The sequence below is a fragment of the Micromonospora sp. NPDC049101 genome, from assembly GCF_040648675.1.
Taxonomy (GTDB): Bacteria; Actinomycetota; Actinomycetes; order Mycobacteriales; family Micromonosporaceae; genus Micromonospora.
Genome location: NZ_JBEZED010000003.1, coordinates 296,932 through 318,422, shown reverse-complemented (window position 1 = coordinate 318,422; position 21,491 = coordinate 296,932). Strand labels below are relative to the sequence as shown.

Below are 21,491 nucleotides of genomic sequence, written 5' to 3'. Positions count from 1 at the left end.
CCGGGCAGGCTCGTTGGTTCCGGTTCTGCCGTGGCCGGGCAACGCCCGTCGATCCGGCCGCGCCGCGGGCGGACAGGCTCGTTGTTCCGGCCGCGCCGCGGGCGGGCAGGCTCGTTGTTCCGGCCGCGCCGCGGGCGGGCTACGCCCGTTGCTCCGGCTCGACGGTGCCGGCGGGGCGGGTCGTCCGGCGCAGGCTCCGCCGTAGTGCCCAGGCGGTGGCGACGGTGGCCAGCGTGCCGCCCGCGCCGGCGACCAGCAGCGTGGTCGGGGCCGAGGTGACGTCGAGCAACACGGCACCGCCCAGGTAGGAGAGCGCGGCGGCGATTCCGATCGCGCCGTACAGGTTGCCGAAGACCCGGCCGAGCATCGCCTCGGGGACGACCCGTTGCAGCAACGTGCTGGAGGCGACGTCCATGGCCGCGATCCCCAGTCCGCGGACCGCCTGCATGACGATGGCGGCGCCGACCGCCCAGGCCAGCCCGGTCAGCAGGTTGCCGACACTGCTGATGGCGAACCCCGCGATCAACAGCCCGACGGTGGACGCCCGCACCCCGTACCGACCCAGCAACAGGTAGCCGACGAACAACCCGAGCCCGACCGCGCCCAGCAGCAACCCGACGGTCGAGCCGCCAGCGTCGAACGTCTCGGTGGCCAGCAGGACCAGGGCCACGTCGTCGACGCCGTTGAACGCCACGACGGCACAGAACCCCAGCGCGACCACCCGGACCACCGGGGTCGACCAGAGGTAGCCCAGGCCCACCCGCGCGTCGCGCAGCAGCGAACCCCGGCCGGCATCGCCGTCGACGGGCACCAACATCCTCGGCAGCGACGCCAGCAGGACCGCCGAGAGCAGGAACGACACGGCGTCCACAAGCAGCACCCCGCGTACGCCCACCAGCGGGAACAGCGCCGCCGCGAGCAGGGGACCGATCACCTCGCCGCCGTTGGTGCCGAACCCGACAGTGGAGTTCGCGGACTCCAGGTCCCGGTCGCGTACCAGGGCCGGCACCGCCGCCCGGGAGGCGGGCTGGAACACCTGCCCGGCGATCGCCCGGACCGCCACCAGGGCCAGCAGCACCGGCAACGACGGCAGCAGTACGGCGATCAGCAGCAGCACACCACCCTGGACCAACTCCGCGCCGATCATGACCCGGCGCAGGTCGAAACGGTCGCTGAGCGCCCCGGTGAGCGGGCCGAGCAGCGCCGGCGCGAAGTCACCGACGAGCAGCAGCAGTGCGATCGCGAACGCCCGACCGGTGCTGTCCTCCACGTGCAACATCAACGCGACCAGGCTCAGCGAGTCGCCCGCGTACGAGATGACGCGAGCCGACCACAGCGCCCGGAAGGCCGGGTTGTGTCGCAGCAGACGCATCCCGCCGCCGGTGGGCTCGTCGGCGCCGGTGGGACCTGTCACGTCAGCTCCGCTCCTCGCGCCTGCGCTCGGACGTACGCACCGTAGTGAGCCGACAACTTTCGATCAACGCGATTTCCATCGAGGGGATGAGCGGGTGGTCCCGGCGCTCTCGATGCGCCGAAAACCGGTGGAGGGGCAGCGGTTCGCGCGCCTACCGTGCTGCGGAACCAGGTCGTCTAGGCAAGGACGTGCCGTTGTACACCCTGTGAGTCTTCCCGAGCGCTGATGTGTCGCGCGTCGCGCCTGTGCGCCGCGCCCCTTTTTGCTGCGGACCTCTCACGGAACCGGTGTACCTCTGTGCGCACTCACTGGGCCGTCGTGCCCACCTGCCTGCCGCTCGTTCGCCGCCGCTGCCATGCGTGCGCGTCCGAGCGCTTCCGGCCAAGCGGTAAATTCCGCGTCAACGCCAACCACAAGCTCATCGACGTCTGGCTCCTCGTGCTCTGCACCCGTTGCGGGGACACGGCCAAGCTCGCGGTCCTGGAGCGGGTGACCGTACGCTCGATCCGACCCGAGCTGCTGGACCGGCTGCACCACAACGACCCGACACTGACCGCCGACCTGCTCCAGGCCCCGGTCGTGCAACGCCGTAACCGCGTCGCCCTCGACTGGGACGACGCCTGGCGTCTCGACACCGGCGGATCGGAGCACCCGGACGGCGAGACGGTCGACGTCTCGGTCCGCTTCGCGGCGCGGATCCCGGTCCGGCCGGTACGACTGATCGCTGACGGTTTCGGTCTGTCGCGAGCCGAGGTCGACAGACTGATCATGGAGGGGAAGCTCGTCTCGGCGGTCCGGTTGCGCGGCAGACTTTCCGGGGACTTCACCTTCACGCTCAAACACTGAGCTCTCCTTCGCCGACCGTGGGCCTGCTCGGCCAGATCCGCCGGGCAGGCCCACCCCACGACTCCACCCCGGCACGACCAGCGCGAGTCCAGGTGCTGAGGGGCCACCGGTCAGAAGCCGCGCACTTCCCGGTGCCGACGGCCATGATCCACTCGCCTTCATGAATATCGCGGCATCCCGGCGTCCGGGATACCGCGTTATCACCAAACCCGAGTGGATCAAGGGGGCAAGGTCGGTGGGCGGTGACGGGCCGGCTAGTCGGCGTCCTGCTCGGACGGGCTGTCATCGGGCACGCGGGCGTCGTCGTCGGTCAGCGCGTCGTCCGATGAGGTGGTGAGGTCGGCCAGCCGGCGCTCGGCTTCCCGGACCTCCTCGTCGAGCCGGGGGTTCTCCTCGTCCGGGCTCTGCGACATGGGGCGACCTCCATCGGGCACGGCTGGCCGACCTCCGTGTACCCGGCCTGACGGCGAGGACACGGGCCGCACGCGCTGTTCCTCGATCACTTGATGAGGAGTGGTCACATCCGACGCCGCAGACGACTTACTGATCAAGGAACCGCACAGGCCATGACCTGAACGTCGTTGGTGAGCTGAGCCGAGCGCCGGGCCGGCCGGGGAGCGCACCGGGCTGGAGCCCAGGAGCGTTGCCGGCCCGGCCCGGTGCCGGATCAGCGCTGCTTCAGCTCGCGCCAGGATGGGTGGGTGCCGCGCCACGCGTCGGCGAGGATGGCCGCCGAGGCCCGGCTTGGGCACTGCTGCACCCGCTCACGACCCGACGCCCCACCGATCTGGGCGCGGACCTCCCAACCCTGCCCGTCAGTACGGATATACACGTCCCGGCGTCCGCGCGGGGTCGTGTCTCCGTTCCACCAATGCTCCTCGACCTTCATTCGCCGACCGTATAGCAATTTTTGCGTCGAGGGTACGTCGCAGGTAGGCATATACCAGGGCGATAGCCGTAATTCCGGCGCATTTCGGCCCATGCGTCGACGGGGAGGACCCGCAACGGCGGATCCTCCCCGTCCTGAGCGACGGATCAGGGGGGCGGGTCACATGCCGTTGAGCACACCGGCCAGGGTGTTCGCCAACGCGTCCTGGCCCGCGGGGCTGGGATGCGGCGAGCCGCCCTCGGCCGTGATCTGGATGTCACCGGGCGTGAACGGTGGCGGGAACGCCACCCGGACGGCCGGGTCGAACGGCACACCGAGCTGGACCGCCCAGTTGAGATCGTTGATCACGGTTCGCACGGTGCCCACCCAGAGCGGGTCGATCAGCGGTTGCAGCGTCGACACCGGGGCCGCCGGCAGGTAGGACTGCAACCCGGTGGGCAGCAGCGACCTGAGCTTCGCCCAGGAATACTGGCCGATGTCGACGTTGGCCGGCGTGATGTCGTAGTAGAGCATCCAGACGACCTTGTCCGCGCCGGCGGCCAGCAGCGAGTTGACGATGGTGGTGGCGTCGGCGGTGATGCCGGCGTACTGAGCCGGGCCGTCGTAACGCGGCACCCCGATGTTGATGTAGTAGTCCTCGCCGGCCGGCAGGTCGAGCCAGAAGTTGCAGCCACCGCCGTTGGTGACGATGCCCTGCTTGCCGCCGACGGCCGCCCACTCGAAGCGGAACAGACCTGTGGGGTTCAGGCTCTCCCCCGCGAACTCCAGCGCGCGACACATGGCCAGCCGGATCAGCACGGTGTTCCAGTTGGTGTTGTTCACACCGCCGGTGGTGGCGTGGTACGCGTTGTGGCCGTCCGCCTTCGCCTTCGCGATCCGGGCGGTGGCGAGGCCGAGCGGGCTGGCCACCCGACCCCAGGCGTTGCCGCACGCGTCGGGGCCCGCGCGGCCGGCGATGATGTCGCCGGTGCCGTAGCCGGTGCGCGCGTAGTTGTCGTAGTCCACGACGCTGCCGTTGAGGTCGAAGTAGCGCCGGCCGTAGCTGTAGACGCCGTTGTTGCCGGGCATGCCGCGACCGTCGAACGAGGTCATCGGGCAGCCGGGGCCCACCCCGAAGCCGAACTGGTGGTGCGCCGAACTGATCGAGTCTCCGGTCAGGGTCAGCACCGTGTCGTTCGTGACCGTCTGCACCTCCCGGCAGCGGATCCGGTCCTTGTTCGCGTCCACGAGCGTGGGGTTGCCGGCCACGTTGGGGCAGCCGGTCGGCGGCGGGGGCGGCGGCGACGGCGGTCCGCCGGTGGGCGGGTCGGTCGGGTTGGGCGGGTCGGTCGGCTCCGGCGAGCCGCTGGGCGACGCGGAGCCGGACGGCGACGCGCTGCCGGACGGCGAGGAACTGCCGGACGGCGACGCACTGCCCGACGGCGAAGAGCTGCCCGACGGCGACGCACTGCCCGACGGCGACGCACTGCCCGACGGCGACGCACTGCCCGACGGCGAAGAGCTGCCCGACGGCGAAGAGCTGCCCGACGGCGAAGAGCTGCCCGACGGCGAGGAACTGCCCGACGGCGACGCACTGCCCGAGGGGGACGCACTGCCCGACGGCGAGGTGCTGCCCGACGGCGAGGCGCTGCCGGAGGGGCAGGGTGTGCCGGTGGGCGACGCCGTCGCGCTGGGTGACGCCGTCGCGCTGGGTGACGCCGTCGCGCTGGGTGAACCCGTCGTGGTGGGTGCGGTCGCGGTGGCGGCGAGGGCCCGCTTCGCGACCGGCTCGGTCGTCACGGGCGGCCGGGTCGCCCGGGTCGGTGCGGTCGAGGCCGACGGCGATCCGGTCGGGTCCGGGCAGTCGGCAGCGGCGGCGGCTTTCTGGGTACGGATCCGCGCGAGCCGCGCCTCCACCTCCACCGGAAGTTTCTCGCCCGGCTTGACGCACGGGTCGAGCAGCCAGGTCGTACCCTCCAGCTCGCGGGTGCACGCTGGCGCCTCGTAGGACGCCCGCTCCGCGCTGGCGGCGACGGGTGTGGCCGGTGCGCCGCCGGCTGCCGGGGCGACGAGTGCGGTGACCATGGCCACCGCCGCCGCCACGCCGGCGGCGAAGAGAGCATTGTGGACGTGGAACGACCTGGTGGGTCGCGGTCCTGGCGGTCCACCCGGGTGTGCGTGGCTCATGCCGTCCTCCAGGGACTGAGGTGCGCCGGTAGTTGTTACCGCACGGTAGGCAGGTGTGCGGTAACCCCGGTAGATCAGTCGCCCTTACCTACTGTGGAGGATGAGTCGCACCCGGTGACCTGTCCGACGGCCCCGGCCGGTCGTGGCCGAGCACCACGGCCAACTCCCGGCGGTTGCGAACGCCGAGCTTCGTGAAGACGCGGGCCAGGTTGTTGTTGACGGTGTTGACCGACAACCCGAGGCGGTCGGCGATGCTGCGACTGGGCAGGGTCACCGCGAGCATCGCGACGTCCCGCTCCCGGCGGGTCAGCGTCGCCTCCTCGGCGCCCGCCGCGGTCGCGGTGAGCAGGGGTGTCCGAACCGCCAGGCAGTCCCGCGCCAGCGTCGCGGCCCGCTGCGCCACCGCCACCCGGGGCCGGCCGCGGCGCGCGTACGCCCGGGCTGCGGCACCGAGCGCCTCGGCGGCGAGCAGGGTGTGGCCGCGGGTGACGAGGTCACCCGCGGCGGTCTCCAGCACCGGCCCGTCATCGCGGACCAGACCGTCGGTCGCGCTGGCGAGCGTCGAGGCCAGCCCGCCGAGCCGGTCGGCGAGAGCGCCCAACCGGTCGCGGACCGAGTCGGGCGCGCCCAGCCGCGCGCACTCGTAGAGCGCCACCGCCTCGATGGTGGGTTGTTCGCTGCCCCGAGCCAGGTCGGCGGCGTGCCGGGCGGTACGGATCGCGGCGGTGAGATCCCCCTCGGCCACCTGCACCCACGCGCGCTCCAACTCCACCCACGGGTGGAAGATCCGGTTCGCGGCGCGCTCCCGGGCGTCCGCGGCGGCCAGCCAGCGGCGGGCGCCGGACGGGTCACCGGCGAGGGCGCGGACCCCCGCCAACGCCGCCCAGTACGTGCGCACCAGGTGGTACTGGTCGTTCTCCTCGACAAGTGCGATGGCCTCCCGTAGGTCGGCCTCGGCGGCGTCGAGCCGTCCCTGGGTCTTGGCGACGATCCCCCGGAACCCGGCCCACACGGCGACCATTCCCCGCGCGTCGCTGGCCACCGCCGCGGCATAGCCGTGATCGGCCAGGTCGGCGGCTCCGACCAGCTCGCCGGCGGCGTACCGGGCGTAGCAGAGCCCCAGCCCGACCTGCGCCTCGTTCCACGGCATCCGCTCGGGTTCGGCGGCGAGCACGGCCCGGCCCCGCTCCGCCAGCTCGTCGGCGAGCGCGAGCCGGCCGAGCATCCCGGCCGCCGAGGCCGCCCCCATGATCGCCCAACTGGCTGCCCGTACCCCGGTGTCGGGCCGGGCCAGCACGGCCTGGCCGACGGCCAGTGCGGCCTCGCACCGGCCGTCGTAGAACAGCACCCACGACCTGGTGGCCTCGGCCAGGTCGTGGCCGGGCGAGCCGGCCGGCACCAGCCGCAGTGTCTCGTGGGCCTCGTCGATCCGGTCCAGGCCCCAGTAGAGCAGGCCGGCGCGGGTGATCGCCCACATGGCGAGGCGCTTGCTGCCCGGCGGCGGGGCCGGCGGAAGCATGTCGAGCGCCTCCTGGCTGCGCGCCTGGTACTGCAACACCCGGGCCAGCAGCCACTGCGCCTCCCAGCCCGGCGCGGCGTCGTACGCCGTGCGGGCCAACCGCTCGGCCAGGTCGATGTCGAACCTGTCGATGGCCTGCCGGGCGGCGGCAAGCGCGATGTCCGGATGCCGGACGCTGCCCGACCGAAGTTGCCACACCCCGGCGACGAGCGCGTCGTCCCGCCGCCGCAGCGGCATGCTGGCCAGCACGTCGGCGAGTTGCCCGAACACGGTGCGGGACCGGCTGGCCGGCATGCTGGCGCGCAGCGCCTCCCCGTAGAGCGGATGGGCCATCCGCAGCGCCGTGCGGGCACCGGAGCGTTCCGCGACCACCATGCCGCTGCGTTCGGCGGCCTCGATGGCGACCGGGTCGGTGAACCGTTCCAGCAGCGCCAGCGAGAGCGGTTCGCCGCAGGCGACCACCTCCGACACCTGGCGGGCGGCTGGTTCCAGGGCACGCAGCCGGGCGCTGACCAGCTCGGCCAGCCGAGGGCTGCCCGACGCGGTGCCGCGCCACCGCCAGACCCCCCGCGACTCGCGGAGCCCGCCGGTGTCCATGGCGTCGGCCAGCAACTCCCGCAGCAGCAGCGGGTTGCCGTCGGCGAGCCGCGTCAGCCGGCGGCGGCTGATCGCGTCGAGCGGGCCGGGCGCGGCCTCGTCGAGTAGGTGCTCCACCGCGGTGGCCGGCAGCGGGCGGACGTCCAGTCGCCGGCCGGAACCGGCCCACAGCGAGGTGAGTGCGTCGGAGAGCGGAAGGCCCGCCCGGACGGTCGCCACCGCCACGGCCAGGCCGTGCACGGCGAGCTGGTGCAGCAGCCCGGCCGAGGGTTCGTCCAGCAGGTGGGCGTCGTCGATGCCGATCATGATCGGACGGCCGCCGCCGCGCCGCGCGAAGTCGCGCTCGACCGTGCCGACCAGCCCCACCGGATCGGCACGCGGTCGGGTCGGCGCGGGGATCAGGTGCGAGACCGCGCCGAACGGGATCGAGCGGGCCGCTCCGGTCGCGGAGACCCAGTGACACTCCACGCCGTCCTGGGCCGCGCGGGCGAGCGCCTCCCGCAGCAGCCGCGTCTTACCCACCCCGGCGTCACCGACCAGCACCAGCCCCGGCAGTCGCGCCGACACGACGTCCTCGATGATTTTCAGCTCGTCGTCGCGGCCGACGAGCGTCCATTCGCCACGTCCCGGCATGACGACCCTCACCTCGCCCTCGGGCAGCCCTACCGCCCACCCTATGGGCAGGTCCGGCACTCCCGCTCGACAGCGGTCGATGGGCCGTCGAGCGCACCGGGCCGCGCCGTCAGACGCACCGGGGCCGCCGCCGGGCGCACCAGGACCCGCCGCCGGGCGCACCCGGGCCCGGCGCTCAGCCCTGGGTGGTCAGCAGGTAGTCGTCAGCTTCGGGGCTCCACCGCAGGTCGACAGCCCCGCCGGTGGCCGCGGCCTTGCAGAACTGCAGGAAGCTGCGGTAACCGAGCTTCTTCTCACTGAAGTCGGGCCGAGCCCGCCGCAGTTGGTTCTTCAACCCGGACAGCGCCACCGGGTTGCCGCTGCTGCCGAGCTCCGCCACCACCCCACGGAGCAGACCGAACGCCACCTCCCGGTCGCCGTGCTCGGGCAGCGAGACCTCGGGGTCACCCTTCGCGGGCCCCTCGGCCAGCTCGATCACGTTGTGCTCGGCGAGGTGCCGCAGCAGTTCCCCGAAGGTACGGAACCCGTAGTCGGACTCGCTGAACGTCGGGTCCTTGCGCAGCAGGGTGCGCTTGAGCCGGGAGGCGGTGACCTCGCCGTTGGCGCTGCCCTGCAACCCGGCCACCGTCTGGGCGACCTGGACGGCGAGTGCGTCCACGTCCCGGCCGGGCTCCTCGCCGGCGGGTCGACGGCCCACCTCCGGCTCTGGCTCCGGCTCCCGCTCCAGCTCCGTCTCGGGTGGGCGCTGGTCGGAGCTGGACTGCCGGGTCGGACGACCACGCCGGCTGCGGGTCGGCGGGATGTCCACACCCTCCAGCCGGTCGTAGTAGAGGAACTCGTCGCACGCGGGTGGGAGCAGCGCCGACGTCGACCCCTCGACCCCGACGCCGATGACCCGCTTGTTCAACTCGCGAAGCTTGTGCACCAGCGGGGTGAAGTCACTGTCGCCGCTACAGATCACGAAGGTGGAGATGTAGTCACGCTCGAACGCCAGCTCGATCGCGTCGACGGCCATCTTGATGTCCGCGGCGTTCTTGCGGGAGGCACCCATCCGCTGCGGGATCTCGATCAGCTCGACGTGGGACCGGGTGAGCATCCGGCGGTCCTCGTCGAAGTAGGACCAGTCGGCGTACGCCCGACGGACCACCACCCGCCCCCGTTCGGCGAGCGCGTCGGCGATCGGCCGGAAGTCGAAGTCCGCGCCGCCACGGTGGTCGCGTGCCCCCAACGCGAGGTTCTCGTAGTCGAGGAACAGGGCGATCCGGTCTTCTTGATCCACGCGGCCCAGCGTACGCCGGCCGTGGCCGGTCCGGGCGCAGGCGAGGCGCGACACCTCAACTCGCCAATCGTCCATTTCTTGCGGCTTAATAGTCGTCTATTTTCGTGCTTCGATTGTCGTCTTGCAGAGCGATGTCCGGTGCTGCATCATGGCGATCAATGTCGGGCGTCGGGGAAGCGCCGGGCGGACCTCCACCACCACCCACCCAGGAGGGTCACCGATGATTCGCAGCATCCTGTCCGCACGGGGACGACCCGGCCGGCCCACCGGCGCCGCCGTCGCGCTCGCGGCCGGCCTCGCCGTGCTGGTCGCCGGACCCGCCGTGGCCGTCGCCGGTCCATCCGCGTCCGCCGCCGCGCGGCCGGTGGTCACCCGCGCCGCCCTCGACCCGGCGCTTGTCGCCGGGCGCGGCGCCGACGTCGACTTCGTCGAGCAGGAGGCGGAGAACGCCCGCACCAACGGCGAGGTCATCGGCCCCGACCGGTCCGCCTACACACTGCCCGCGGAGGCCTCCGGTCGCCGGGCGGTCCGGCTCACCCCCGGCGAGTACGTGGAGTTCGTCCTGCCCAGCGCGGCCAACGGCATCACCGTGCGGTACAGCATCCCGGACGCGCCACAGGGTGGTGGGATCACCGCGCCGCTGCGGGTCGCCGTCAACGGCAAGCACCTGCGCACCATGACCCTCACCTCGCAGTACTCGTGGCTCTACAACCAGTACCCGTTCACCAACGACCCGTCGGCCGGGCTGCTGCACCCGGACTGGTGGATCACCGAGTGCCAGTGCGTGCCGGCGGCCACCACGCCGACCCCGGTCATCAGCACGCCGTTTCGGCCCACCCACTTCTACGACGAGCAGCGGCTGCTGCTCGGACGCACCTACCGGGCCGGTGACACGATCCGCCTGACCGCACCGACCGGCAGCGCCGCCGCCTGGACCGTCATCGACCTGCTCGACTCCGAGCTGGTCGCGCCGCCGCACGTCCGACTGCTCGCGGCGAACGTGCTCGCGTTCGGCGCCGACCCCAGCGGCCGGCGGGACTCCGCCGACGCACTCGACCGGGCCATCGCCTTCGCCCGACGCGCCCACCTCACGGTGTACGTCCCGCCGGGCACCTACCAGGTCAACCGGCACATCATCGTCGACGACGTGACGATCGAGGGCGCCGGCAACTGGTACACGACCATCAAGGGCCGGGAGGTCGCCCTGCCGACCCCCGCGCCGGACGGTTCGGTGCACACCGGCGTCGGGTTCTACGGCCGCGACGCCGCCGACGGCGGCAGCCACAACGTGCACCTGTCCGGCTTCGCGATCGAGGGGGACGTCCGGGAGCGCATCGACACCGACCAGGTCAACGCCATCGGCGGTGCGATGAGCGACTCCACGATCGACGGCCTCTACCTGCACCACACCAAGGCCGGCCTGTGGTTCGACGGGCCGATGCGCAACGTCCGCGTCACCAACAACATCGTCGTCGACCAGATCGCCGACGCGCTCAACTTCCACACCGGCGTCACCGACTCCCTGGTGGCGCAGAACTTCGTCCGCAACACCGGCGACGACGGTCTGGCGATGTGGTCGGAGAAGACGGCCAACGCGCGCAACACGTTCGACCACAACACCGTGCAGTCACCGACGCTGGCCAACGGCATCGCCATCTACGGCGGCACCGACACCACCGTCTCGCACAACCTGGTCGCCGACCCGGTCCGCGAGGGCAGCGGTCTACACGCCGGTGCCCGCTTCGGCGCCGAGCCGTTCACCGGGCACCTGCGGTTCACCAACAACACCACCGCCCGCGCCGGCACGTACGAGCTGAACTGGAACATCGGGCTCGGCGCGATCTGGGTCTTCGCCCTGGACCGCAGCATCGAGGCGGCCGTCGAGGTGACCGGCGACGCGTACCTCGACAGCACCTACAACGCGATCATGCTGGTCAGCGACTGGCCGGTGAAGGACCTCTACTCGATCTCCAACGTGCGGTTCCGGGACGTCCGGGTCGACGGCACCGGCACGTCGGTGGTCAGTGCCCGCTCGGCCGGGTCGGCGTCGTTCGCCAACGTGGACGCCCGCAACGTGGGTGCGGTGGCGGTCAACAACTGCGGTTCGTTCCACTTCACCCCGGCCGGTTCGGAGTTCACGCTGACCGACCTCGGCGGCAACGACGGCGGGTGGCTCGCGCCGTGGCTGCTGCCCAACACCATCACCTGCGACGACCGGCCGCCCGTGTCGCCGCCCCCGCCTCCGGCGCAGTGGTGAACGCGGTGGGCGGCTCGACGAGTCGGGCCGCCCACCGCACCGTCAGCGGGTCCGGACGTACGCCAGCGGCACGCTCGTCGGCTGCCCGTCCCAGCTGCCGAGCAGGGCAGCACCGGCGGCGTCGACAGCGCCGGGGCGACGGACGACGACCAACTCGACGGAGTCGGTGACGACGAGCGTGGTGTCCTCGTCGACCACCCGGCGCACGGCGCCGACCGGTGCCGCGTCGGTGTTCCCGGCGCCGCTGACGGTGACCGTCACACTCGGCTCGCGCACCTCACGCCGACCGTCCACCTCGAAGTACTGCTCCGCCTGGCCGGAGCCGGTGCGGATGGCGTGGGCGAGCGCGGCAGCGTACACCTCGTCGACGCAGCCGTCGTACACCCAGCGCCGGCCCAGCACCGAGTGCTCGGTGGTGCCGACCAACCAGGTGTCCGCACCGTCGAGGGGTGCGGCTCGGTAGGTGAGCGGAACGTGGTGGACCGGCCCGTCGGGGGCCCCGACCAGTATCGTCTCGATGCCGACCTCGCCGGCCGGATCGTCGAAGCGGTAGGCCCCTCGGCTCACCACCTCGGCAGCGGCGGGCCCGGTGTACCAGGGTCGGTCGGGGAGCCAGATCGCCAGCAGTTCGAGCTTCGTGGGGCGCAGGGTCGCCTTGTGCAGCAGTGCCATGACGGCAGCCTAGGGCGTGCGTGTGTCAAAGCCCCTGGCCGGCCGAGGACTTCGACACACGGCCTGGTCAGAGGCCCGCGCAGGGTTGCCCGCCGATCACGCAGCTCTCCGGGCCCCGGGCCTTCGGCCGGCTGTCGCGGACGTCGAAGCTGATCGTCTGGGATCCCCCGGCCGCCACGGCGGCTCCGGTGAAGGTGATCGTCCGCCCGTCCTGTCGCCAGTTCGCGCCGTCGACGTCGTCGAGCGTGGTGCCCTCGCCGAGGGTGACCACCACGGCCCAGTCCGCCACCGGTGCGCCGCCCGGGTTGTCGACCACGATCTCACCCGTGTAGCCGAACAGTCGGCTGGAGTCGGTCTCGTACCGGGCCACCACGGCCGCCGGTGGTGGGGGTGGCGGGGGTGGCGCGGCGGACTCGGGCGTGGGCGAGGGCGTCGCCGACGGGGTCTGGCTCGGGCGGGTGGTGGCCGACGCGGTGGTCCGCGCGGGGCGCACCGAGGGGGTGGCCGTCGGCGCGACGGCGGTCTTGCCGGCCGTCACGGACGGCGACGGTGAGGTTGTCGGCGCCGGTGCGGCGGCGGGTTTCGACTCCGGCGGCAACGTCAGCCAGGCCGCCGTCCCCGCCACCAGCACGGCCCCGGCGACCGCGACGACGAGTGTGCGACGTCGGCGGCGGGTGCGGCCGGACGCGCCGCGCGGGCCGACCAGCGGCAGCTCGGCGGTCAGCGCGCCGTCGCCGCGGCGCAGGTCGACCTGCTGGAACGCGAGCCAGTCGAGGATCGCCGGCAGACGTACGGTGAGCGCCTGGCGCAACTGCTGCTCGCGGGGGTCGTGTTGCTCGGCGGACCACGCGCCGTGCGTCGTGACCTCCCGCACCTCCAACCGGCAGCCCTGCTTGGTGGCCGTGACCGCGCAGGTCAACTCGCTGAGCCGGCCGGCCTCGTCACAGGCCAGCACGAGCAGTGTCGGCTCCTGCCGCTCGGTCACCTCGACCTCGACGTTGGCCTCGAAGCCGGGCAACTCGGCCGTGTGCAGCAGCAGGCGGTCCGCGACACCCTCGACCGTGTCGGCCTCGGCGAACCACCGTCCGAGCAGCGACCGATCGGCCAGTGCGCGCCAGACCCGGTCCGGCGGGTGGGACAGGTCGACCTGCGCACCGATCTCGATCACGGCGAGACTCTACGGGTTTCCCGGCCGGCGGTCCCGACCGCCCGAGGCTGCCGGTCAGCCCCAGCGCGTCGACCGCTCGACCGCCGCCGCCAGCGCGGCTCGGGCACCGGCACTCACCCCGGCGACCACCTCGGCCGCCGGCAGGTCCCGCGCGAGGGGGTGCGCCTGCCCCGCCCACAGGTTGGCGACCGACGCGTCCCCGTCGCGCCGGGCGGCGGCCAACAGCGGACGCGTCAGGTGCAGCACCTGCGGGTAACCGGTCGGCGCCGACGCGTCGTGCTGGCGAAGGAAGTCGTTGGCCATTCCCCGGGCTCGCTTGCCGGTGTACGACCGGGTCAGCGCCGTCGGCGTGGTTCCGGCCACCGCCGCGCGGTGCATCGGCGAGCTGCCCGCCTCCGGACAGCGCAGGAAGGCCGTGCCGAGCTGCCCGGCGGCGGCGCCGGCGGCCAACACGGCGGCCAGTGCGGGGCCGTCGACGATGCCGCCGGCCGCGACCAGCGGCCGGTCGCAGCGGGCGGCGGCCAGCCGCAGCAGGGGCAGCAGCGCGTAGTCGTCGTCGTCCGGCAGACCCCCGCGATGCCCGCCGGCCTCGGTGCCCTGCACCACCACCGCGTCCACGCCCAGGTCGGCGGCGGCCGCCGCGGCCTCCGGGCGGGTGACGGTGGCCCACACCTCGGTGCCCCGCTCGCGCAGCGCGACCACCACCGCCCGCTCGGGCAGCCCGAACACGAAGGACACGACTCCGACCGGGTCCGCGAGCAGCGCGGCCACCTTCTCCGGGTACGCGTCGTCCCCGCCGACCGGCTCACCCAGGCGCACCCCGCGCGCGGCGGCCTGCGGGGCGAGCCGTTCGGCGTACGCCCGGACGGCGGCCTCGTCGACGCCGCCGGGGTCGGGCAGGAAGACGTTGACGCCGAACGGCCGGTCGGTGCGCGCGCGAACCTGCGCGATGTCGGCGGTCAACCGCTCGGTGTCGATCATCCCGGCGGCCAGGAAGCCCAACCCACCGGCGGCGGAGACGGCTGCCACCAGCGCTGGCGTGGACGGGCCGCCCGCCATCGGGGCCGCGACGATCGGGTGACGCAACGTGGACAGCACGGACATCCCACCATCCTGCCGCACCGCCGGAGTTGGGTCACCGGCGCGCCGTGTGCCTCCTCCGCAGCACACCGGCCAGCCCGAGCAGCGCCACGAGTGTTCCGACGCCGGCCGCCACCAGCCAGGTGCGGTTGCCCGGGCCGGTGGTGTCCTCGGCGATCGGTCGGGCGAGGGTGGGCAACGCCGAAGCGGCGGAATCTGTCGGGCGCGCGGCGGTGGCCGGTCCGTCGGTGGCCGGGTAGCGCAGGATCGTCGGACGGGTGCCGGGTGGCTGGTCGGCGGACTCGGAGACGGTGAGCAACGAGCGGCCGTCGCGACTGTAGGTGATCGACTCGCCCTGGGGTTCGTCCGGCAACGGGGTGATCCGCGCGGTGCCGGCGGTCAGCGCGCGGACCACGTCGCCGTCGGGCACGTCGTACTCGAACGCGTCGGCGTAACTGCGCAGCACCACCCGGCGCCCGTCCGGCGCGCTCGCCGCGCCGGTGATCACGCCGCGCCCGAGGAACGAGAACGGGTTGCTGGTGTTCGTCGTCGGCAGGGTCACCTGGCCGACCGAGGCCAACGGCGTCGTCGCCCCGGACCGCAGCGCGGCGGTCGGGGCGTACAGGAAGACGGTGCCGCTGCCGCCCTTCGTGACGACCACCGGCCGATCGGACGCGTCGAGCAGCAACGCCTCCGCGTCGTGCGGGCGGTCCGGGTACGTCATCCGGTGCAGCACCGGCTCGTCCGCCCCGGGAGCGAGCCGCCAGAGGGCGATCGTTTCCCGGGAGTGGTCGTTGTCGCCGATGTCGGCGACCCAGACCGTGCCGTCGCGGCCGATGGCCAGGTCCTCGGTGTCGCGGGGGCGGGATGGGTAGGCCACCGCCCGGACCACCTTGCAACGCTTGTCGAGGAAGAAGATCCGGCGGCGGGCCTCGTCGTCGGCACCGTCGTTGATCATGACGTACCCGTCGTCGGTGGCGACCATGCCGGAGAGCTCCCGGAGCCGGTCGTCGCGCACCTGGCAGACGGGCGTCCCGGCCGCCGCCGCACCCGCCGCCGCTGCCGGCGTCAGCGCGACGGCCGGCGCCACCGCCGCGGCGAGCAGCGCCGCCGACGCCACACCCGCACGGGTACGCCGCCCCCAGGTCAACCGCCCGCTTACCCGCATCGCCCACCCTCCTCGTCGCGGCCGAGACCGGCCACCTGCCCATCCTGGCCGATCCCGGCCACCGGCGTGGCCGGCGCGGGGAGGTGGCCGCGCGCGTCGTCGACGTGCTGTCACCCCGCGAGCCGAACGGTCACCCAGCCCCCACGATGCGCCGGGGACGGCGCGGGCTTACGTGTCGGCCCGCACCCCGGTACGGTCCGAGGTGACCGCGGTCACGGCCGACCCGGGCGACGGCGCCCCGCCGGGTCCGACGTCCGACGCCGTCCGGCCGCCCGGCACGACGGAAGGGGCGCGGGGTGCGGATCAGAGCGGGGTTGTGCGTCGCGGCGCTCGTCGCGGCGGGGCTGGCGGTCGCCACACCGGCCGCGGCCGCACCGGTGGACGCCGCCACGGTGGTGCCGATCCAGGTGACAGGTGATCCGGCGAAACGGTTCAACCTGGTGCTGCTGGGCGACGGCTACACCGAGGCCGACCTGCCGGCCTTCCGGTCACACGTGGACCGACACCTCAACACCCTGTGGACGATCGAGCCGTTCAAGTCCTACCGCAGTTACTTCAACGTCTACGCCGTCGAGATCGTCTCACCCGAGTCCGGGGTGGACTGCGACCCCGGCCTGTCCGCGCCGCAGCGCGACACCGTCCTCGACATGGGTTTCTGGGGTGGCTGCAACCCGGCCAGCGTGCAACGCCTGCTCACCGTCGACGGCGCCGCCGCGAACGCGTACGCCGATCTGGCCGTCGGCACCACCCCGGGCAACCGGCAGCTGATCGCCCTGGCCAACAGCGGCACCTACGGTGGGGCGGGCGGCAGCAACGCCACCGCCTCCGGCGGCAACGCGCTCTCCGCGCTGATCAGCCCGCACGAGCTGGGGCACTCGCTCGGTGGCCTGCAGGACGAGTACGACTACTACGGCCGTGGGGTGCCCGGCGACACGTACGAGGGGCCGGAACCGGACTCGGCGCACCACACGGTGCTGACCGAGCGGCAGATGCGCGACACCCGCGCCAAGTGGTGGCGCTGGCTGGGCGAGCCGAGCGAGGCGGGCGGCACGATCGGCCGCTACGAGGGCGGCCTGTACCTCCAACGCGGGGTGTGGCGGCCCAGCCGGCACTCGATGATGAAGTCGCTGGGCTTCTACTTCGACCAGGTCGGCCGGGAGCAGCTGACCGAGCGGATCGCGGGCCGGGTCGGCATCGTCGAGGGTGGCACGGCCACCGACCAGCCGGTCGGCCCGGACCGGCTGCTCTGGGTGGACACCCTGCACCCGGTGAGCCACGCGTTGACCGTGACGTGGTCGGTGGACGGCCGGGCGGTGCCGCGTACCGGTAACGCCCGCCACCTGGACCTGCGGACGCTGCGCCTCAAGCCCGGCCGGCACACCGTGACGGCCACGGTGACCGACCCGACGGAGTTCGTCCGCGACCCGGCGGTGCGCCGCGCACCCTCGCTGACCCAGACCCGCACCTGGACGGTGGACACCGGTGTGCGCACCCCGCCGGTGGCGCAGCCACCGGCGATCACCGACTCCACCGCGACCGACCGACCGGTCGGCGCCCGCGACGTGGTGTACGTGCGGACCAGCCAGCCGACCGACCGGGTCCCACGCGTGCGCTGGTCGCTCGACGGCCGACCGGTGGCCGACACGGGCAGCGACCGGGACGTCCAGTTGGGCGCTCTGCGGCTGTCGCGCGGCACCCACCGGCTGACCGCCCGGGTCAGCGACCCGGTGACCCGGGCGGTGGTGACCCGCACCTGGGCTGTCGACGCGACCGGACCCGACGTCACGTCCGCCCTCTCCGAGCCGCTGCTCACCGTGACCCGGCCGGGCCGACCCACCGAGTACGTGTACAACGGCCCCTTCACCATGGGGCTCACCGGCACGGACGACAGCGCCGGGCAGGTCACCGCCGAGTTCCGGCTCGACGGCGACGGGTGGCACAACTACTACGGCTGGCCCACCGACGCCCGGTCGCCGTTCCGGTTCACCGCCACCGGCACCGACGTGGACGGCCTGGTCTACGGCAACCTCGGCTCGGGCGGCCTGTCGGTGTCCCCGTTCACCGAGCGGTCCCCCGGGTACGGCCGGCACACCATCGACTACCGGGGCATCGACGCGGTCGGCAACATCGGGGCCGCGCGCGCGTTCGTGGCCACCCTGATCCCGCCACCACCGGCCTGCAGCCGCGTGGTCACCGGCCGGCACACCGGCCCGCTGACGGTCACCGACGGCGTCACCTGCCTGCGCACGGCGACAGTGGCCGGCCCGGTCACCGTCGCGGCCGGCGCCGCCCTGGTCGCCGAGGGATCCACCATCGCCGGCAGCCTGGCCTCCTCCCGCGCCGCCGTGGTGGAGCTGCTGAACACCGAGGTACGCGGCGCGGTGGCGCTGACCGGCACCACCGACCACGTCACGGTGGTGGGAGCGCGGGTCGCCGGGCCGCTGGCGCTGACCGGCACCGCGTCGGCGCCCATCCTCGCCGGCGGCCAGGTGGGCGCGCTGAGCTGCACGGGCGGCCCGGCACCCGTGGAACTTGGCGCCCCGACGACGGTCCGGGGCACGACCGGGGGGCACTGCCGCGCCAGCGGATCGTGACCGGGTGGCAGGTCTGAGTTTCGCGGTGCGGGGTAGGCAGCGGCCCGGCGGCATGTCGACAACCGCCGGGCAGGAGGCTCCGATGAGCACGTACTCAGATGATCAGGGCGACACGTTTCCTCCCCCGGAGGCGGACGCCCACGAGCAACGGCAGGACGCCGTCGACTACGGGCCGCCGGACCGGGTGTCGGGTGACGTCGACCCGGAAGCGTCCGAGGCGGACCTGGCCGAGCAGGGCGCCCTCCCGGCGGGCACGCTCGAGGAGGTGACGTCGCTGCCGGCCGACGCCAACCCGGCCGACGCCCTGGAACAGCGCCAGGAGATCTCCACCCGCGACGAGGGCCGCCGCACCTGACCGCGTATGCCGTCGGCCCGGCCGCACCGGCGCCGGCGGCAGGGTCGCCAACACGTGTGATGCCGGTGAGTCATCAAGATGACTCACCGGCATCACGCTTGTGCGGACGTCCGCACCTGGACGGGTGGCCAACGAAGCTCAACCGGCGACGACCCGCAGAGCCGCCGCGGTGCCGATGCTCTGGCGAGCCCGGCGTGCACCCCCTCCAGGCTGTCCGCAGCACCCGGGCCGCCACCACGGAAGCTGGCCGCCGCGACGCGCCGCGTCGTGCTTGACAGCGACGAGGGCACCGATAAAGCTGTCTATTAGTCCTACTGTCGTAGGACAACAGGAAGGATCATCGCGAGTGATCGAGTTCGTGTTGGACAGCCGGTCGAAGGTGAACACCTACATGCAGCTCGTGCAGCAGGTGAAGCAGGCGCTGCGCGTCGGTCTGCTGACGCCGGGCGACCAGTTGCCGAAGGTCCGGGACGTCGCGCAGTCACTGGCGATCAACCCGAACACGGTGCTGAAGGCGTACCGGGAGCTGGAGATCGAGGGTCTGGTCGGTGGCCGACCCGGGGTGGGCACCTTTGTGCAGCGCACCCTGGCCGGCGCGTCCCTGCCCAACCAGGCCGAGCTCCGCGAGGACCTGGTCGCCTGGTTGCAGCGCGCGCAGGACGCGGGCCTCTCGGCCGAGGACGTCATCGCCCTGGTGGAGACCACGCTGCGCGCCACCCTCGCCGACGACGCCCCGCAGAAGGAGCCCGCCTGAGCGAGCGCGGCGAGCGAACCACCAGACACCGAAACAAGCGCCGCGCCGCCGCGAGGCGGCGGACGCAGGCGGATCGAGAGGAACAGAGGATGGACATGGTCTTGGAGGCCGACCGGCTGGGCAAGCGGTACGGCAGCACCTGGGCGTTGCGGGACTGCTCGCTGCACCTGCCGGCCGGCCGGATCGCCGCACTGGTCGGGCCGAACGGTGCGGGCAAGAGCACGCTCCTGCACCTGGCCGTCGGGTTGCTCAAGCCCGACGCGGGCGAGGTGCGGGTGTTCGGCAGATCCCCGTACGGCGACACGGAGGGCCTGGCCGACATCGGGTTCGTCGCCCAGGACACCCCGCTGTACCGGGACTTCACCGCCGCCGAGCTGGTCATCGCCGGTGGCAAGCTGAACAGGCGGTGGGACGCCATGCTGGCCCGCCAGCGACTGGCGCAGCTCGGCATCCCCCCGGACCGTCCGGTCGGCAAGCTCTCCGGCGGCCAACGGGCCCAGGTCGCGCTCGCCCTCGCGCTGGCCAAGCAGCCCCGGGTGCTGCTGCTCGACGAACCGGTCGCCAGCCTCGACCCCCTGGCCCGACGGGAGTTCCTCCAGTCGCTGATGGGCAGCGTCGCCGAGTCCGGCACCACAGTCCTGCTCTCCTCGCACCTGCTGGCCGACCTGGAACGCGTCTGCGACTACCTGATCGTGCTCAACTCCGCCCAGGTGCAGCTCACCGGCACGGTCGACGACCTGGTCGCCGAACACCGGCAACTGATCGGCCCCCGGCACGACGGCGGCGTCATCGGGGGCGTCGCCGCCGTGGTCCGGGCCAGCCACACCGACCGGCAGTCCACGCTGCTGGTCCGCACCGACGGCCCGGTCACCGACCCGGCCTGGACGGTCCGCGAGGTCAGCCTGGAGGACGTCGTGCTGGCCTACCTGGCCGACGGCACCACGCAGACCCGGCACAGCGAGTGGGGAGTGGCAGCATGATCTGGCTGACCTGGCGGCAACACCGCAAGCAGGCGCTCTACACCCTGCTGGGGCTCGTGGCGCTCGCCGCCCTGCTGGTGCCCATCGGCCTGGCCATGCGGAACACCTTCAGCGACCTCGGGCTGACCGACTGCGCCAGCCAGCTCGCCCGCGCCGACGTGGCGCAGGCGACCCGGGAGACGTGCGACGCGGGCTATCGGCGTTTCGGCAACCAGTACGGCAGCCTCAGTCTGGTGGCCGTACTGCTGATCACCCTGCCGGCCCTTGTCGGCCTCTTCTGGGGCGCGCCGCTGGTCGCCCGCGAGGTGGAGCACGGCACGCACCGGTTCGTCTGGACCCAGGGCGTCGGCCGGACCCGCTGGGCCCTGGTGAAGTTCGGTCTGGTGGGCGCGGCCGTCCTGGCCCTCGCGACGGTCTACGGGTTGGGCATGTCCTGGTGGGTCGACCCGCTCACCAAGGCCGCGCACGAGGGCCGGTTCGGCATGATCGTCTTCGACCTGCAGGGGATCGTCCCGATCGGGTACACCCTGTTCGCCGTGGCGCTCGGCATCTTCGCCGGCACCGTCTGGAAGCGGATGCTGCCCGCCATGGGCATCACCCTCGCCGGCTACATCGGCGTCCGGGCGGCGGTGGAGCTGCTGGCCCGACGGCACTACCAGCCGGCCCGGACCCAGACGTTCCCGATCGAGGGGGAAGGCCCACCGGAGATCAGCCGGGGGGACTGGATCCTCACCCAGGGCGTCCGGAACCCCGACGGGACGATGATCGCGGAGGGCGGCCGGATCCAGTGTCCGCCGGGCGGCAAGGGGCCGGACGATCGGGTCTGCGGTGCCGAGCTGGGGCTTGAGCCGGGCGCGTACAACTGGCAGCTGTACCAGCCGGCGGACCGGTTCTGGCTGTTCCAGGGGATCGAGACCGGCATCTTCGTCGCCCTGGCCGTGCTCCTGCTCTACCTCGCCATCCGCCGGGTGCGTCGGATCGCGTAGCCGCTCGACGGGTGATCGCCGGGGCCACGGGGCTCGGCGATCACCCGTCCGGCAGGCCGTCGACGCTCCGCGCAGTCGGATTCCGGCCCGTCGCCTACGCGACTCAACGTGCCGATCCACTCACCCTCGGTGCT

At 73.1% G+C, this 21,491-nt stretch carries 18 protein-coding genes; 8 read left to right on the top strand and 10 right to left on the bottom strand.

From position 1 onward, the window contains the following. Positions 1-139: 139 nt before the first annotated feature. Positions 140-1,414: an MFS transporter gene (locus AB0B57_RS05615; protein WP_357065403.1), complete on the bottom strand. Its 1,275-nt coding sequence runs from the start codon at positions 1,412-1,414 to the stop codon at positions 140-142. Between the two features lie 297 nt (positions 1,415-1,711). On the opposite strand from AB0B57_RS05615, the gene AB0B57_RS05610 reads away from it, so the two are divergent. Next, a complete protein-coding gene (locus AB0B57_RS05610; RefSeq protein ID WP_357065401.1) occupies positions 1,712-2,260 on the top strand; it encodes a DUF1062 domain-containing protein in 549 nt (182 codons plus the stop codon). Positions 2,261-2,514: 254 nt separating this feature from the next. Here AB0B57_RS05610 and AB0B57_RS05605 read toward each other — a convergent pair whose 3' ends face one another. From AB0B57_RS05605 to AB0B57_RS05595, 3 genes are all read right to left on the bottom strand, one after another. Then, the gene (locus AB0B57_RS05605) at positions 2,515-2,673 is read right to left on the bottom strand and encodes a hypothetical protein (RefSeq protein WP_357065399.1); all 159 of its coding nucleotides are present in this window, start codon (positions 2,671-2,673) and stop codon (positions 2,515-2,517) included. Positions 2,674-2,927: 254 nt separating this feature from the next. Beyond that, positions 2,928-3,149 (bottom strand): hypothetical protein, encoded by a 222-nt coding sequence (locus AB0B57_RS05600; protein WP_030335934.1) that lies wholly within the window; start codon positions 3,147-3,149, stop codon positions 2,928-2,930. A 159-nt stretch (positions 3,150-3,308) separates the two neighbouring features. Beyond that, entirely contained in the window at positions 3,309-4,340 is a 1,032-nt protein-coding gene (locus tag AB0B57_RS05595) for a hypothetical protein (RefSeq protein WP_357065397.1), read from the bottom strand. Between AB0B57_RS05595 and AB0B57_RS05590 the strand changes: the two genes are divergently transcribed. Continuing rightward, the gene (locus tag AB0B57_RS05590; RefSeq protein ID WP_357065396.1) at positions 4,318-5,136 is read left to right on the top strand and encodes a hypothetical protein; all 819 of its coding nucleotides are present in this window, start codon (positions 4,318-4,320) and stop codon (positions 5,134-5,136) included. The two genes, AB0B57_RS05595 and AB0B57_RS05590, sit on opposite strands and share 23 nt — an antisense overlap. Before the next feature lie 267 nt (positions 5,137-5,403). Here the strand turns inward: AB0B57_RS05590 and AB0B57_RS05585 are convergent, their stop codons facing one another. Next, a complete protein-coding gene (locus AB0B57_RS05585; protein WP_357065394.1) occupies positions 5,404-8,064 on the bottom strand; it encodes an AAA family ATPase in 2,661 nt (886 codons plus the stop codon). Positions 8,065-8,239: 175 nt separating this feature from the next. Further along, positions 8,240-9,343: a PIN domain-containing protein gene (locus tag AB0B57_RS05580; protein WP_357065393.1), complete on the bottom strand. Its 1,104-nt coding sequence runs from the start codon at positions 9,341-9,343 to the stop codon at positions 8,240-8,242. Positions 9,344-9,563: 220 nt separating this feature from the next. Between AB0B57_RS05580 and AB0B57_RS05575 the strand changes: the two genes are divergently transcribed. Then, a complete protein-coding gene (locus tag AB0B57_RS05575; protein WP_357065391.1) occupies positions 9,564-11,600 on the top strand; it encodes a glycosyl hydrolase family 28-related protein in 2,037 nt (678 codons plus the stop codon). Positions 11,601-11,642: 42 nt separating this feature from the next. On the opposite strand, the gene AB0B57_RS05570 is transcribed toward AB0B57_RS05575, so the two are convergent. The 4 genes from AB0B57_RS05570 to AB0B57_RS05555 form a co-directional block, all read right to left on the bottom strand. Further along, entirely contained in the window at positions 11,643-12,272 is a 630-nt protein-coding gene (locus AB0B57_RS05570) for a hypothetical protein (protein ID WP_357065390.1), read from the bottom strand. A gap of 67 nt (positions 12,273-12,339) precedes the next feature. Next, the gene (locus tag AB0B57_RS05565) at positions 12,340-13,440 is read right to left on the bottom strand and encodes an SRPBCC family protein (RefSeq protein WP_357065388.1); all 1,101 of its coding nucleotides are present in this window, start codon (positions 13,438-13,440) and stop codon (positions 12,340-12,342) included. Positions 13,441-13,494: 54 nt separating this feature from the next. Next, complete coding sequence (locus tag AB0B57_RS05560) at positions 13,495-14,544, bottom strand: nitronate monooxygenase (protein WP_357065387.1); 1,050 nt, start codon at positions 14,542-14,544, stop codon at positions 13,495-13,497. A gap of 31 nt (positions 14,545-14,575) precedes the next feature. Continuing rightward, a complete protein-coding gene (locus tag AB0B57_RS05555; RefSeq protein WP_357065385.1) occupies positions 14,576-15,688 on the bottom strand; it encodes a hypothetical protein in 1,113 nt (370 codons plus the stop codon). Positions 15,689-15,984: 296 nt separating this feature from the next. Between AB0B57_RS05555 and AB0B57_RS05550 the strand changes: the two genes are divergently transcribed. The 5 genes from AB0B57_RS05550 (at position 15,985) to AB0B57_RS05530 (ending at position 21,357) form a co-directional block, all read left to right on the top strand. Continuing rightward, entirely contained in the window at positions 15,985-18,282 is a 2,298-nt protein-coding gene (locus AB0B57_RS05550; RefSeq protein ID WP_357065383.1) for a M64 family metallopeptidase, read from the top strand. 82 nt (positions 18,283-18,364) lie between these two features. Then, complete coding sequence (locus AB0B57_RS05545) at positions 18,365-18,637, top strand: hypothetical protein (protein ID WP_357065380.1); 273 nt, start codon at positions 18,365-18,367, stop codon at positions 18,635-18,637. A gap of 346 nt (positions 18,638-18,983) precedes the next feature. After that, positions 18,984-19,391 carry a GntR family transcriptional regulator gene (locus tag AB0B57_RS05540; RefSeq protein WP_357065379.1) on the top strand — a complete coding sequence of 136 codons (408 nt, stop codon included), beginning with the start codon at positions 18,984-18,986 and terminating at the stop codon, positions 19,389-19,391. Positions 19,392-19,480: 89 nt separating this feature from the next. Next, positions 19,481-20,371: an ABC transporter ATP-binding protein gene (locus AB0B57_RS05535; RefSeq protein ID WP_357065377.1), complete on the top strand. Its 891-nt coding sequence runs from the start codon at positions 19,481-19,483 to the stop codon at positions 20,369-20,371. Beyond that, positions 20,368-21,357, top strand: a complete 990-nt coding sequence (locus tag AB0B57_RS05530) for a transporter (protein ID WP_357065376.1) — start codon at positions 20,368-20,370, stop codon at positions 21,355-21,357. The genes AB0B57_RS05535 and AB0B57_RS05530 overlap by 4 nt, the downstream gene beginning before the upstream one ends. Positions 21,358-21,491 lie beyond the last annotated feature (134 nt).